This window comes from Clostridium ganghwense, from assembly GCF_026735165.1.
Taxonomy (GTDB): Bacteria; Bacillota; Clostridia; order Clostridiales; family Clostridiaceae; genus Clostridium_H; species Clostridium_H ganghwense.
This window is the reverse complement of record NZ_JAPQES010000013.1, coordinates 1-13,526: the sequence shown is the minus strand read 5'-3', so window position 1 is coordinate 13,526 and position 13,526 is coordinate 1. Positions and strand designations below refer to the sequence as shown.

At 27.8% G+C, this 13,526-nt stretch carries 14 protein-coding genes and 5 tRNA genes; 18 read left to right on the top strand and 1 reads right to left on the bottom strand.

Annotated features, from left to right (window positions below; genetic code table 11):
* The first annotated feature begins 38 nt into the window (after positions 1–38).
* From OXH55_RS19635 to OXH55_RS19570, 14 genes are all read left to right on the top strand, one after another.
* Positions 39–122, top strand: a tRNA-Leu gene (locus OXH55_RS19635).
* A 20-nt stretch (positions 123–142) separates the two neighbouring features.
* Positions 143–216, top strand: a tRNA-Gly gene (locus OXH55_RS19630).
* A 3-nt stretch (positions 217–219) separates the two neighbouring features.
* Positions 220–296, top strand: a tRNA-Arg gene (locus OXH55_RS19625).
* A 7-nt stretch (positions 297–303) separates the two neighbouring features.
* Positions 304–378: transfer RNA gene (locus OXH55_RS19620), tRNA-Gln, on the top strand.
* 129 nt (positions 379–507) lie between these two features.
* Positions 508–582: transfer RNA gene (locus tag OXH55_RS19615), tRNA-Glu, on the top strand.
* 328 nt (positions 583–910) lie between these two features.
* Complete coding sequence (gene sfsA / locus OXH55_RS19610) at positions 911–1,603, top strand: DNA/RNA nuclease SfsA (protein WP_268051852.1); 693 nt, start codon at positions 911–913, stop codon at positions 1,601–1,603.
* Positions 1,604–1,679: 76 nt separating this feature from the next.
* Positions 1,680–2,222 (top strand): NAD(+) diphosphatase, encoded by a 543-nt coding sequence (locus tag OXH55_RS19605; protein WP_268051851.1) that lies wholly within the window; start codon positions 1,680–1,682, stop codon positions 2,220–2,222.
* Positions 2,223–2,346: 124 nt separating this feature from the next.
* A complete protein-coding gene (locus tag OXH55_RS19600) occupies positions 2,347–2,505 on the top strand; it encodes a hypothetical protein (protein ID WP_268051850.1) in 159 nt (52 codons plus the stop codon).
* A gap of 35 nt (positions 2,506–2,540) precedes the next feature.
* Positions 2,541–4,049, top strand: a complete 1,509-nt coding sequence (locus OXH55_RS19595; protein WP_268051849.1) for a carboxypeptidase M32 — start codon at positions 2,541–2,543, stop codon at positions 4,047–4,049.
* 204 nt (positions 4,050–4,253) lie between these two features.
* Entirely contained in the window at positions 4,254–4,439 is a 186-nt protein-coding gene (locus tag OXH55_RS19590; RefSeq protein ID WP_268051848.1) for a hypothetical protein, read from the top strand.
* Positions 4,440–4,457: 18 nt separating this feature from the next.
* Entirely contained in the window at positions 4,458–4,745 is a 288-nt protein-coding gene (locus OXH55_RS19585) for a hypothetical protein (RefSeq protein WP_268051847.1), read from the top strand.
* A 605-nt stretch (positions 4,746–5,350) separates the two neighbouring features.
* The gene (locus tag OXH55_RS19580) at positions 5,351–6,058 is read left to right on the top strand and encodes a tRNA threonylcarbamoyladenosine dehydratase (protein WP_268051846.1); all 708 of its coding nucleotides are present in this window, start codon (positions 5,351–5,353) and stop codon (positions 6,056–6,058) included.
* Between the two features lie 12 nt (positions 6,059–6,070).
* Positions 6,071–7,255 (top strand): MFS transporter, encoded by a 1,185-nt coding sequence (locus OXH55_RS19575; RefSeq protein WP_268051845.1) that lies wholly within the window; start codon positions 6,071–6,073, stop codon positions 7,253–7,255.
* Complete coding sequence (locus OXH55_RS19570) at positions 7,248–8,186, top strand: GNAT family N-acetyltransferase (RefSeq protein ID WP_268051844.1); 939 nt, start codon at positions 7,248–7,250, stop codon at positions 8,184–8,186. Before OXH55_RS19575 ends, OXH55_RS19570 begins: the two co-directional genes overlap by 8 nt.
* 27 nt (positions 8,187–8,213) lie before the next feature.
* On the opposite strand, the gene OXH55_RS19565 is transcribed toward OXH55_RS19570, so the two are convergent.
* Positions 8,214–8,744, bottom strand: a complete 531-nt coding sequence (locus OXH55_RS19565) for a DUF3939 domain-containing protein (protein ID WP_268051843.1) — start codon at positions 8,742–8,744, stop codon at positions 8,214–8,216.
* A 151-nt stretch (positions 8,745–8,895) separates the two neighbouring features.
* On the opposite strand from OXH55_RS19565, the gene OXH55_RS19560 reads away from it, so the two are divergent.
* Genes OXH55_RS19560 through OXH55_RS19545 form a run of 4 tightly spaced genes read left to right on the top strand, consistent with a single transcriptional unit; the run spans position 8,896 to position 12,948 of the window.
* Complete coding sequence (locus tag OXH55_RS19560) at positions 8,896–9,576, top strand: response regulator transcription factor (protein ID WP_268051842.1); 681 nt, start codon at positions 8,896–8,898, stop codon at positions 9,574–9,576.
* A 3-nt stretch (positions 9,577–9,579) separates the two neighbouring features.
* Positions 9,580–10,992: a HAMP domain-containing sensor histidine kinase gene (locus tag OXH55_RS19555; RefSeq protein WP_268051841.1), complete on the top strand. Its 1,413-nt coding sequence runs from the start codon at positions 9,580–9,582 to the stop codon at positions 10,990–10,992.
* An 18-nt stretch (positions 10,993–11,010) separates the two neighbouring features.
* Entirely contained in the window at positions 11,011–11,859 is an 849-nt protein-coding gene (locus OXH55_RS19550; protein ID WP_268051840.1) for a DUF3919 family protein, read from the top strand.
* A 36-nt stretch (positions 11,860–11,895) separates the two neighbouring features.
* The gene (locus OXH55_RS19545; RefSeq protein ID WP_268051839.1) at positions 11,896–12,948 is read left to right on the top strand and encodes an ABC transporter substrate-binding protein; all 1,053 of its coding nucleotides are present in this window, start codon (positions 11,896–11,898) and stop codon (positions 12,946–12,948) included.
* The last annotated feature ends 578 nt before the right edge of the window (positions 12,949–13,526 follow it).

The following is a 13,526-nucleotide window of genomic DNA, read 5'->3' as shown; positions in this document are numbered from 1 at the left end:
CGATTCCCCTAGGAGTCACCATTTATAATTTTATATATGCAGGTGTGGCGGAATTGGCAGACGCACTAGACTTAGGATCTAGCGCCTTTGGCATGGGGGTTCGACTCCCTTCACCTGCACCATAAAACTTAAAATTATATATGCGGGTATGGTTCAATGGTAGAACGTCAGCCTTCCAAGCTGAACACAGGGGTTCGATTCCCCTTACCCGCTCCATTTGCGTCTTTAGCTCAGCTGGATAGAGCAACGCCCTTCTAAGGCGTGGGCCAGGAGTTCGAATCTCTTAAGACGCACCATAACTATTGGGATGTCGCCAAGCGGTAAGGCATAGCACTTTGACTGCTACATGCGTAGGTTCGAATCCTGCCATCCCAGCCATATAAGTAAGAGTTCTTGTAAAAAAGAACTCTTATTTTTTTTATGAGAATAAACATTAAGTTTATTGACAATAATATTACTAAATGCTATAATATTACAGTAAAGTATAAAAAGTCAAATTTAGTGTATGGCTCCTTGGTCAAGCGGTTAAGACATCGCCCTCTCAAGGCGGAATCAGGGGTTCAATTCCCCTAGGAGCTACCAAAAAGTTGCGCTTCAATAATTTATTTATTGAAGCGTTTTTATTTTATCTATAGGAAATTATAAAAAATCAAATTTGTGAATAAATTTGATTTTTTATAATTTTAATATGGTATAATAGGTAACCAAAGTAATAACAATATATAAGAAAAGTTAATAACATTGTGGATAATATATTGTGAAAGTATACATTTAAAATAGATTTGATATTGTAGGATATAATAATAATGAAACAAAATATATAATTTACTATTAAAATGTGAAAAAAACTGTGAATAATGTGGATAATATCTGTGAATATGTTGATAACTTATATAAAGTGAGGATAAAAATGATATACAATAGTAATATTATTAAAGCTGAATTTATAAAAAGACCAAATAGATTTATAGCCTATGTCAAGTTAAATGAAGAAGAAATAGTAGTACATGTACCTAATACGGGACGGTGTAGAGAAATACTTATACCTGGCAGCACTGTGATTTTAAGAGAAGGGAAAAACCCAAATAGAAAAACTAAATATGATTTAATAGGGGGATATAAAAATAATAAATTTATAAATATAGACTCGCAGGTACCTAATCATGTAGTTGATGAAGCATTGAAAAATTCTAAAATAGAAAAATTAAAAAATTATCCAATAATAAAAAGGGAAAAGACCTTTGGAAATAGTAGATTTGATTTTAAGATTTCAAATGATAATGAGGAAGAATATTATCTTGAAGTAAAAGGAGTAACATTTGAGAATGACGGGCATTGTATGTTTCCTGATGCTCCAACCGATAGAGGAAGAAAGCATCTTTTAGAGCTAATAGAAGTAAAAAAGAAAGGTAAAGGAGCAGGCGTTTTATTTCTAATTCAATTGCAAGAGGCAAAAACTTTTTCACCTTATGATGATATGGATGAAAATTTTGGAAAAGCCTTACGTTTGGCATATAAAAATGGAGTTGATATTTTTGTTTACAATTGTAAAGTTGGAGAGAATTACATTGAGTTAGATAGATGTGTAGATATAATTTTGTAGCTTTAAATTATTATGTACTAAAAAATATAAATAAACTATAATTATAAATATAATATTATTCATGGAGGGGAATTATATGAAGTACAAATTTTGCCCTAAATGTGGTACAAAATTAATTATGAGAGATAGCTGGGATGAAGGGAAAGTACCTTATTGTCCAGCTGATGATATTATGTATTTTGATTTACCTAAACCATGTGTTGTTGTTGCTGTTATTAAAGATGATCAAATTCTTTTGATGAAGCAAAGTTATATATTTAAAGATTCAAAGGTTTTAGTGTCAGGGTATGTTACAAATGGTGAAACTGTTGAAGAGACTGTTGTAAGAGAAGTTAAAGAAGAGACCGGAATAACTGTTGATAATATAAAATATCTTGGAAGTGATATAGTAGAAAAATCAGAACTTTTAATGCTTACTTATATGGCTAATTATGTAAAAGGTGAAATTAAAAAATCTGATGAGGTAGAAGGAGTAGAATGGAATAATATAGAAGATGCACTTTGTCAAATGAAAGAAGATAAAATAGGAAAGAGAGTTGTAAGAAAAGTATTAAAAGAACTAGGATATAAAGCAGATAGAGTATATAGGTGTGAATTTAAAGCTATGCAAGAGGTGTAACATTTATAATAATAATTTATAAAAATATGTAGTATACCTTTGTCATGTGATTAAAAGTTAGGCAGGGTTGTTTTTTATAAATCATAATTAGAATATAGACAATAAAGATTAGGGGGAAAAGGTAATGACAGTAGTTAAGGATAATTGCGTAAAGTGTCCTGAATTTAAAAATAAAGAGTGTGATGGAAAGGCAGATGGGTGTATGTGTAGAAATTGTCCTAGAAATTTAGGAGAGTGTCTTATTACAAAATATTGTAGAGAAACAGAGTCGGTTATATATTAACAGCAGTGTAAAATTAATTTAAGGGGAGAGCATCTATGAACAGTAAATTTGATGAAAAGCTAAAGGAGTTTAAAGAATATTTAAGTAAATTAGAGTATTTAGAGAGTACAATAGCACTTCTAAGTTGGGATTCTATGGTTAATGCACCTAGAGGAGGAATAGGCTATAGAAGTGAGATGATAGGATATTTATCAGGAGAAGCCTATAGAATCAGCACTTCAGATAAAATGAAAGGATTTATAGAATATTTTAGTGAATGTCAGGATTCAGATTATATAGTTAAAGCTATGGCGGAAGAGGCTAAAAGAAATTATGATAGAACTAAAAAAATACCTGAGAATGAGTATAAAGAATATACAATAGCATCTTCAAACTCTACAGCAGCATGGGAAGAGGCAAAAGAAAAAGGAGATTTTAATATTTTTAAGCCTCATCTTGAAAAGATAGTAAATTATAAAAGAAAATTTGTTGAATACCTAGGATATAAAGAAAATAAATATGACACACTTTTAGATGAATATGAGCCAGGAATTACTACAAAAAAATTAGATGAAGTTTTTAGTGAAGTAAGAGATGCAATAGTTGATCTTTTAAATAAAATAAAAAAATCAGGATATACACCTAATACTGATTTTTTCACAAAGCAATTTCCAAAGGAAGATCAAAAAGAATTTTCAGAGTTTGTACTTAAAAAGATGAAATATGATTTTGAGCAGCGAGGAAGAATAGATGAGTCTATTCATCCTTTTACAATAAATTTTGGAAACAAGGATGTAAGGATAACTACACATTATTATGAAAATGATTTTAGAAGTGCTTTATTCAGTTGTATACATGAGGGTGGCCATGCTATATATGAACAAAATATAACTGATACTTTGAAAGGAACTATGCTTGGTAAAGGAGCTTCTATGGGAATTCATGAATCTCAATCAAGATTTTATGAAAACATTATAGGTAAGACTAAAGAATTTTGGAGCTATTTTTATCCAGAAGCTTTAAAAAGATTTCCTCAGTTTGAAGGTATAACTTTAGACGAATTTTATAAGGGAATAAATTTTGTAGAGAGATCACTTATAAGAACAGAAGCTGACGAACTTACATATAGTTTACATATAATTATAAGATATGAAATAGAAAAGGAATTAATAAATGGAAATATTGAAGTAGAGGATTTACCTGATATATGGAATAAAAAATACAATGAATATTTAGGAATAGATCCTAAAAATGATGAAGAAGGTGTACTTCAAGATATGCATTGGTCAGATGGCAGCTTTGGATATTTCCCAAGCTATGCTCTTGGAAATCTTTATGGTGCTCAGTTTCTAAATAAAATGGAAAAAGATTTACCGCATTTATATGAAGAAATCAAAAAAGGTAATTTACTTCATATTCATGAATGGCTTAAAGAGAATATTCATAAGTATGGTGCTGTATATAAACCAGCAGATCTTATAAAAAAAGTTACTGATGAAGAATTAAAGGCTAAATATTTTATTGAATATTTAAATGATAAATATACTGAAATATATAATCTATAAGATTTAATAAAAAAATTACTACATGAAATTTATATTTACATGTAGTAATTTTTTTATTATTTAGTGCAAAGTATTTTTAGTAATATATACTTTAGTTCTTGTTTAAAAATATTTAATAAATTGTTATTAAAATTTGTGTATTTTATTTTACAATTTGAGCAAAACTATATTGAATTTAACAATTTAGAAGGTCGGTGTTTAGGGATGATTTCTAATGAAACAAAAATGGTAGTAGCTCAAAATTGTTTAGGTTATCAACCTAGATATGCTATTACAATGTTTAGCATGGGAACATTATCTGAAAGTTGTAGTAATTGCCAGAACTTTGTTAGTGGAAAATGTACCAAGGGATTATTTGATGAGGTTATGCAAATAATAAATAGGAACTAAATTTAAGGAGGGAACTGTATGAATGATATTAGAGAGACTCAACAACCTATGGAAGCACAAACTGTAGGCAGCAGTGTATCAAATCAAAAAATAATTAGTGAAATGGCAAATGCACCTATGGCAACTAATCAACAAACTATGAGTGTTGCAAAAAATTGTCCAGGATATAAAGCAATAAATCAACAGCATTCACTTAATTCTAGCTGTGCATCTGCGGTAAGCTGTAATACTTGCCAGAATTTCCAAAACAGTGCTTGTCAAATAGAAATGTTTGATAAAGTTTTAGCTGGTCTAGATGAGAGATAATTAATATAAAGAGTAAAGACTTATGGTCTTTACTCTTTTTTAAAACTTTTAGTAATATTAAGAGTTATTTTGATAAAAAAGTATAATTTTTTTGCATAAAACTATAAATAAAGTTATATGATTTAGTGTTTTAGGAAGTATTCTTTTAGATTATGCAAAATAGTGTTGTATGATTATAATAGAGGAAATATTGCGAAAATTTATACTATATAGTATAATAAAAGTGTGGTTACAAATTGTAATCACATATAACAACAGTTAAAAGTTTAGAACAGAATTTAAAAGAAGGCAGCATTTACTGAGGTATTTAAGTTTTAGGTACGGTAAAATAATTATAAACTTAATTTGAAGGTAAATGATGATATAAGTATTCTATAGTTTATATCTGCGAAAAAAGTTGTATGGAAAAGGTGTAGCTTAGTTATAAAGAAGCTTATAATTCTTTTAAGTCTGTTTAGATAATGGATTAAATTATAAAAAAATAATTATTTGTGCGGGATTTATTTTTAAAGCTGCGAAAAATTCGCAGTATTTTTTTTATTTTTTGGTATAATAATTAGTGTCGAAATTTAGTATGATATAAATTATTAATAGGAGAATAAAATATGGAATGGTTAATTAGAACTGAGAAATTAATAGGTAAAGAAAATATTGAAAAATTAAATAAGAGTAAAGTTGTAGTATTTGGAGTAGGTGGAGTTGGAAGCTTTGTTGCAGAAGCTATTGCTAGAAGTGGAGTTGGTAAAATAGTTCTAGTTGACAAAGATGAAGTAGACATTTCAAATATAAACAGACAAATTCTTGCTACAACTAAAACAGTAGGAGAGGCAAAAGTTGAAGTAATGAAAAGAAGGATTTTAGATATAAATCCTAATTGTGAAGTTAAAATTCATAAGGTATTTGTAAATGAAGATAATATTAAAGATATTATAGAACTAGATACAGACTATGTTGTAGATGCTATAGATACAGTAAGTTCTAAAATTGCATTGGCAGTATGGTGTGAGAAAAATAATATCAACATAATTAGTAGCATGGGAACAGGAAATAAGTTAGATCCTACAAAATTTAAAGTTTCAGATATATATAAAACTGCCGTATGTCCTTTAGCTAAAGTTATGAGAAGAGAGTTAAAAAGAAGAGAAGTAAAGGGATTAAAGGTAGTTTATTCTGAAGAAATACCTATAAAGATAAGTGAAATTTACAGAGAAGAAAATCAAAGAAAACAATCACCAGCAAGTATTTCTTTTGTACCATCATCTGCAGGGCTTATTATAGCTTCAGAAGTAATTAAAGACATAATATTTAATTAGGGAGTGAATTTAGTGAGGAAACAAAAGAATATTTTTGCTGTAATTTTTATTTTTATGATGATGATTTTATCAGCAATGTGTGATAATGTAAGGGGACCTTTTATACCAACACTTAAACAAGAATTTTTGATTAGTAATAAAGGTATTTCATTAATGGTGGTTATGTGTTCCTTAGGATATATGCTTTTCACATTCATAGGGGGGATTTTGTGTGAAAAGATAGGACAAAAGAAAGTATTTATTCTTGGATTTATGTTTATGATTTTTCCTCTTATAGGATTATATTTTTGTAATAGCTTTACGGTATTAATTACAGAATTATTTTTATTAAATGTAGGACAAGCATTTATTGCTATTGGAACTAATACTATAATACCTATTATAGCAATAAGCTTTCAAGCAATACTTATGAATTTAACTCATTTTTGCTATGGTTTAGGAGCTACTTTTACTCAAAGAGTTACAGGAGTAATGCTTTATAGAGGAGTTACTTGGAAACAAATATATTTCATTATATCAATAATTACAATAATAATTTTTATAGGATTTATTTTTGTAAAAATACCTGAGCCACATAATATTAAGAATAAGGAAAAAATAAATATAAAAGTGATATTACAAAATAGACTTTTATATTTATATATGATTGCATTAGGTGCATATGTAGCAGCGGAAATGAATACAGGAATATGGTTTGTAAACTTTATGCATGATACATATAAATTTGATGGCAATAAAAGTTCATATTATGCAGCATTATTTTTTGGAACTTTTGCTGTAGGAAGATTGCTAGGTGGATTTGTAGCAGAAAAATTTGGATATATTAAAACAGTTTTAGTTTCTGTTATTATTGCTTTTGTGTTATATATTTCAGGATTATTTATTGGGGAAAATGGTATTACTATTATTGCAATGTCAGGAGTATTTTTTGCAATTACTTTCCCTACTGTAGTTTTAACAATAAATAAAGTTTTTGAAAAAAATATTTCTTTTATAACAGGGTTAATAATAACAGTAGCTTCAGGTACAAGTATGTTAATAAACATATTAATTGGAGCTTTAAATGATTCAATAGGTGTTTACAAAGCATATTATGTTATTCCAGTGTGTCTGTTAATATGTGTTGTATTTACGTATTTAATTCATATAAATACTAAGGATATATTGGTGAAAAATAGGAGAGAACAAAATGTATAATGAAGAAAAAGTAGAAATAAAAGTTACTGAGGGCAAAGATAGAGATTACTTAATAAAAGATAAATATGGAATAAGTCTTGGAAGAATATTCATAATTGAACTAAGTAAAGAAAATAAATTTTGCTGTTTTAGAATTAAATTTTACAAAAAGGGAGATAGCCATAGTAAAGAATTGAAGAAAGCGTTAGATGTAATGATTACATCCTTATTTAAAAATATGGATTTATTGAAGGTAAGTGTAATAGCAGATCAAGATACAATGTTAAATCCATTTACAGAGTTAGGTTTTACTTTAGAAGGAATACTATCTAATAGTTCTATTGTAAATAATGAACATAGAAGTGAGCTGATATTTGGAGTAGATATTAGTACTTTTAAGCAGGATAGGAATATAAATGTTTTGAGACTTAAAGGAGAGAAGATTGAGCTTAAGGTTTTAACACCAGAAGATTCAAGAGATATTTTAGATTATTATATAAGAAATAAAGAGTATCTTAAGCCTTTTGAACCTATACGCGAAGAAAACTTTTATACTTTAGAAGTACAGACACAAAATTTAATAGAAAGTTATAAGCAATTTTTAAATGGAACCAGTACAGAATTTGGAATATACAAAAACAAACAATTTGTAGGAAAAATTAGATTATCAAATGTAGTAAGAGGAATATTTCAAAATGCTTTTGTAGGGTATTCAATGGACGAAAAAGAGCAAAACAAGGGATATATGAAGGAAGCATTGAAACTCGTTTTAGAGTATGCTTTTGATGATATGGAGCTTCACAGAATAGAAGCAACTACTCTTTTAGATAATGAAAAATCTCAAAGAGTTTTGAAAAGCTGTGGATTTAAAGAGGCAGGAATAAGTGAGAAGTATCTATTCATAAATGGAAAATGGAGAGACCATAAAATATTTTATATGACAAAGGAATAAGAAGTATGACATAAAAGCACTATCTAGTTAATTGATAGTGCTTTTAAAATTATTTAACCATTGTGTATAATCCATTTCATTTATTTCTTGTGGAGTTTTACCATCTAATGAATAAGGACCTCCTCCCATTTTCATATGATCATTATCATAAAGAGCATTTGAAGTTCCACCTATTATTTTATTATTAACTACGATAATATCAATTCCCACACTTGTTACATTTTCATCTTTAAATTTTTCTTCAAGAGGATGGTTTTTAACTACAAAGATGTAGATGTGAATAGTTTTGCCTAGATATTTTTTAGCTTCTACTTTTTGAACAGCCCATGATCTATAATTTAAGTTTTTGCATATACTTTCTTTGGTTAATTTATATGTATAGTGAATAGTACATTTATCAGTTGTCTTTAAAAAGTTTGGGTAATCTTTATCTTCCTGCGAGAGGATTTTGTAGCCTTTGCTCATTAAGTATAATCTGCATTTCAATTTTGGATTATAATTTATTACTAATAAAATTATAATAATGCATGAAACAAGAGTAAGTATTTTTTTATTCAATAGTTATTCACCTCTAATTACTTTATTTTCCATATGACATAATTATACCATGAAGAGTTATATTTATTGTATAATTTACAATTGAAAACTTTAACGCTGAGAACTACTGAATGAAAAATTGATTAATCAAAATAATAAGGGGTTGGTAGATATGAAAATTCTAGTTGTAGATGATGAGAAGAGTATTTTGAGTCTAATAAGAATGAATTTGAAATTAGAAGGATATGAAGTGGTTACTAGTTTAACAGGGAAAGACGGAGTACAAAAATTTAAATCAGAAAATCCTGATTTGGTAATTTTAGACCTTATGCTTCCAGATATGAGTGGTTATGAAGTTATACAACAATTACAAGAAATAAATAATGATATTCCTGTAATTATGTTAACGGCTAAAAGTCAGATTAATGACAAACTTTTAGGATTGCAGTTAGGAGCAGATGATTATATGACAAAGCCTTTTAATAGTGCAGAGCTTATGTTAAGAATAAAAGCTGTAACTAAAAGAATTAATAAAAAAGGACAAGTACTACATAACAAAGCTAATGAAATTAAAAAAGGTTTTTTAAGGATATTGAAAGAGGAAAGAAAAGTATTTGTAGATGATAGAGAGATAAATGTTACTTATAAGGAATTTAATATTTTAATATTGATGCTTGAAACATATAATAAAGTTTTTACTAGAGAAGAATTACTAAATAAAGTGTGGGGATATGATTTTATAGGAAATACAAGAGCTGTAGATATACTTATACAGCGTCTAAGAAAGAAACTTAACCCATATTCAGAAGCTATAAAGACAGTATATGGTGTAGGATACAAGCTAGAGGTGTAAGTCATGAAATTAAAAATAAAAACAAAAATTATGTTAATGAATATGGGAATATTAATTCCAGTAATTATATTTATATATTTAGTAATCATTAATAATTTATATAATAATGTGCTTAAGAATTCTGTGGATTTTTTAACTAAAGAAAGTTATAACACTCAATTATATATAATTAACTATTTAGGAAAAGATTCTGGGATAAATGATGTAACGAAGTTTAAAAACATAAGTCCATTAACGTCCACATACCTATCTAATAGATTGAAATTTAGAATACAGATGTATGATAAAGATGGAAATATTACAGCAGATTCTTCTAGTAGCAAAGATAATTTTTATGATAAAGATATTAATAATGCAATTAAAGGAAACAAAGCTTATATCATAAGAAAAGTACATGGAAAAATGTATATATTATTTTCGAGTCCTATTTATATAAATGATAAAACTATAGGATGTGTTAGGTATATATATGAAGAAATCAGTGGCAATAAGTTAATACATAATACATTTATTATCATGGGAATTATAGCTATTATAGCTATATGTTTAGCCTGGGTATTGAGTAATTTATTTTCAGACAATATAGTTAGACCTATTGAAAAATTAAAGGATATGTCTGAAAAAGTTGCAAAGAGACAGTTTAACAACAAAATAGATATTAATAGTGGAGATGAAATAGAGGATTTATCAAAAACTTTTAATATTATGTCGGAAAATATTCAGCAGCATATTGAAAAACTAAAGGAAGAAAAACAGAAGCAAAAGAGTTTCTTGGACAACGTTACTCATGAATTCAAAACTCCTTTAACAGCTATAATTGGACATTCAGATCTTATACCGAGACTAAATGATAAAGAAGATGTTGAAGAGAGTTTATCATATATAGGTAAAGAAGGACAAAGACTATTAAAGTTAGTTGAGGAACTTTTGGATTTATCTAAGTTTGGTAAAAATGAATTTGAAATACACAAGACTAATAGTGACATAAAAGAAGTTGTTGAAGAAGTTTTATATATGTTGAAACCAAGATGTGATAAATATGATATTTACATAGAGAAGGAATTATTTAGTAAAGAAATATTCATAGATAAAGATAAAACAAAACAAGTTATTTTAAATGTAGTGGATAATGCTATTAAATACAGTGAATGCAGCAGTATTATATTTAATATAGAAGAAAACAATGAATATATAATTCTTAGTATTATTGATGATGGAATGGGTATAGCAGAAGAATATATTGATAAGATATTTGAACCATTTTGCAGGGTTAATAAGATTTCAGCTAGAGAGAAAAATGGAAATGGGTTAGGACTTTTTATATGTAGAGAGATTATGAATAAGCAGGATGGATTTATAGAAATAAGCAGTAAATTAGAAAAATGGACTTGTGTAAAGCTAGGATTTAAAAAGTAATAATAGGAGGAAGATAAATTGAAAAGGATTAATACCAAGATAAGAATTATTTTGGTGTATATGATAACGATAACTATATCTATTATTGCAATAAATATAAATTATAATAAGTTATACAATAAAGTAAAAATAATAGATGATAGAGAAGAAGTAATAAAAAAAGCAAGTATGTCTATCCCTGTAAAAATCGAATTTTTTAATGAAAAATGGGGAAGGTGTGTTTTAGAAGATAAGAATTCTATAAATAACATATGGAATTTTATTGATGAAATTATGAAAAGTACATCTAAAAGAAGTGATTACAAAATAGACAATACTTCACCAATTAATATTGTTGGCAATATATATTACTTGAATGGAATGAAATGTGAATTTCAAGTAAGCAATGTATTGAAATTAAACAATTATATATATGGAGATAGCTATAAGTTGCCTATCATAAATAACTTAAGAAATAGCTTGTTAAGTTATTTGTATTCACCTAATAATTTAGCTCAGTTCATAAGTCAAACAAATAAGGTTATTTTAATGGACAAGCTTAGAGGAAAAGTGAAATTTGGTAATTCTGATAAAGACAAAATCAGAAATTTGATAAGTAAAGCCATAAAATTAGAAGATGATAAAGAAATTATGGATTTAACTAGAAGACAAACATACCCATCTTCACATATCAAGGTGTATATGGATCAAGAAAATGATAACTATTTAAAGGTTAAAAGCTATAACGTTATAAATATAGATATATATGATGAATTTTTTATTGTTCAATATTTAGGAGATGAAAATGGGCGTCATATATATATGAAAGGTAACTTAAAAAATATATGCGATGAATTAAGTAATAACTATTCAAATAAGTTTAATTAAAATAATTGTTTGATTTGTACATTGGAGGAATAATACATGAGAATAAAAAAACTCTTATATATATTTTTAGTAAGTTTGGTTATGGTATTTTTTACTTCCTGTGGAGATAGTAAAACAAAGGTAATATACAAAAAAGATGGCTATCCTGATTTGAAGGGAAGAAATTTGGTTGTATATGTAGCATCTCGTGAAGATGTAGGAAAACTTTTGTTAGAAATGTTTAAAGAAAAAACAGGGTGTACATATGAATATATGAGAATGCCTACCGAAGAAGCTGTAGCAAGAGTAAGAGTAGAAAAAGATTATCCTAAAGCAGATATATTTATGGGGGGAACCTGTGATGCACATACTGTTATGAAAGATGAACAGCTCTCAGAACAATATAAATCTGAAAATGCAAAAAATATCTTAGAACCATACAAGGATAAAGATGGGTATTGGACAGGGTTCGAATTAGAACCCTTATCAATAGCAATAAATAAAGAGAGATGGGAAAAAGAGTTTAAACCTAGAGGAATCAAAGTACCAACTGAATATGAAGATTTATTAAATCCCATATATAAGGGAGAAATAGTAATGCCAGATCCTAAAACATCAGGTACTGCTTATACAATTGTGGCATCATTAGTACAAAGTATGGGAACAGATAAGGCTATAGAGTATTTAAAAGGGCTAAAATCAAATGTTGGTCAGTTCACCGTTAATGGATATACGCCTTGTCAAAAGGTTGGAACAGGAGAATACCTGATAGGTATAAACTTTTTGGGAGATCAACTTATGATGAAGAAGTCAGGGTTTGACATGATAACAAATGTTCCTAAAAATGCAGGATGGACAATAGATGCAATATCTAAAATAAAGAAAGGTCCTAATGAGGATATTGCTAATTTATTTATAGATTTTTGTCTAAGTGAAGAAGGCGCAAATGCATTGAAAAATATCTCTATGGGATTTCCAACGAGAGAAGATATAGATATGTCTTATAAAGCAAAGACACTCTCAGATTTAGAGATATATAAAGAATATGATTTTTATAAAGCAGGAAAAGAAAAAGAATTTTTAGTTGATATGTGGGAAAAAATAAATTAATATATTTAATTTTTTGAAGCCAGCAGTACTAGCAGTCTTAGTATTAACTTTAAATACTAAATCACTAAATAAAAACAATGAAGAATATGAAGAAATAAAACAAGTAGCTTAATATAAAGAGAAGTCGTAACTGTTGTTGCGAGTTCTTTTTGTGTTTTACCAAGAGAAATTTTGTATAGAATTCATATACTTATCCTAGCGTATCAAAATGAGAATGATGTAGAAAAATTAAGTTAAATATAGAAAGAAGAATATAATTTAATTAAATGGAGTATGTTTGATGTAATTAGTTTAAGATTTATGATAAGATATTCCTTGTCGTCGCGAGAGTGATGATGAGGCAACAACAAAGTATGGATTTAGATGATTTGAGAAAATTAAAAAAATTCAAAAATGTTGTTGACAAAGAAAAGTTCAGGTGATATACTGAATAAGCTGTCGTAAGGCGGTAATGAAAAATTTGGTCTTTGAAAATTAAACAGAAGTAAGGAAACACAGTCAGTCAATAAATTTGAGTAAAGATTAAACTTTTAAATTGAGAGTTTGATCCTGGCTCAGGACGAACGCTGGCGGCGTGC

Excerpts from the sequence above, each read along its gene's own strand:
- OXH55_RS19600 (WP_268051850.1), top strand. The coding sequence starts at position 2,347 with ATGACAGTAGTTAAGGATAATTGCGTAAAGTGTCCTGAATTTAAAAAT.
- OXH55_RS19605 (WP_268051851.1), top strand. The coding sequence starts at position 1,680 with ATGAAGTACAAATTTTGCCCTAAATGTGGTACAAAATTAATTATGAGA.
- OXH55_RS19590 (WP_268051848.1), top strand. The coding sequence starts at position 4,254 with ATGATTTCTAATGAAACAAAAATGGTAGTAGCTCAAAATTGTTTAGGT.
- OXH55_RS19560 (WP_268051842.1), top strand. The coding sequence starts at position 8,896 with ATGAAAATTCTAGTTGTAGATGATGAGAAGAGTATTTTGAGTCTAATA.
- OXH55_RS19555 (WP_268051841.1), top strand. The coding sequence starts at position 9,580 with ATGAAATTAAAAATAAAAACAAAAATTATGTTAATGAATATGGGAATA.
- OXH55_RS19545 (WP_268051839.1), top strand. The coding sequence starts at position 11,896 with ATGAGAATAAAAAAACTCTTATATATATTTTTAGTAAGTTTGGTTATG.
- OXH55_RS19580 (WP_268051846.1), top strand. The coding sequence starts at position 5,351 with ATGGAATGGTTAATTAGAACTGAGAAATTAATAGGTAAAGAAAATATT.
- OXH55_RS19570 (WP_268051844.1), top strand. The coding sequence starts at position 7,248 with ATGTATAATGAAGAAAAAGTAGAAATAAAAGTTACTGAGGGCAAAGAT.
- OXH55_RS19585 (WP_268051847.1), top strand. The coding sequence starts at position 4,458 with ATGAATGATATTAGAGAGACTCAACAACCTATGGAAGCACAAACTGTA.
- sfsA (WP_268051852.1), top strand. The coding sequence starts at position 911 with ATGATATACAATAGTAATATTATTAAAGCTGAATTTATAAAAAGACCA.
- OXH55_RS19595 (WP_268051849.1), top strand. The coding sequence starts at position 2,541 with ATGAACAGTAAATTTGATGAAAAGCTAAAGGAGTTTAAAGAATATTTA.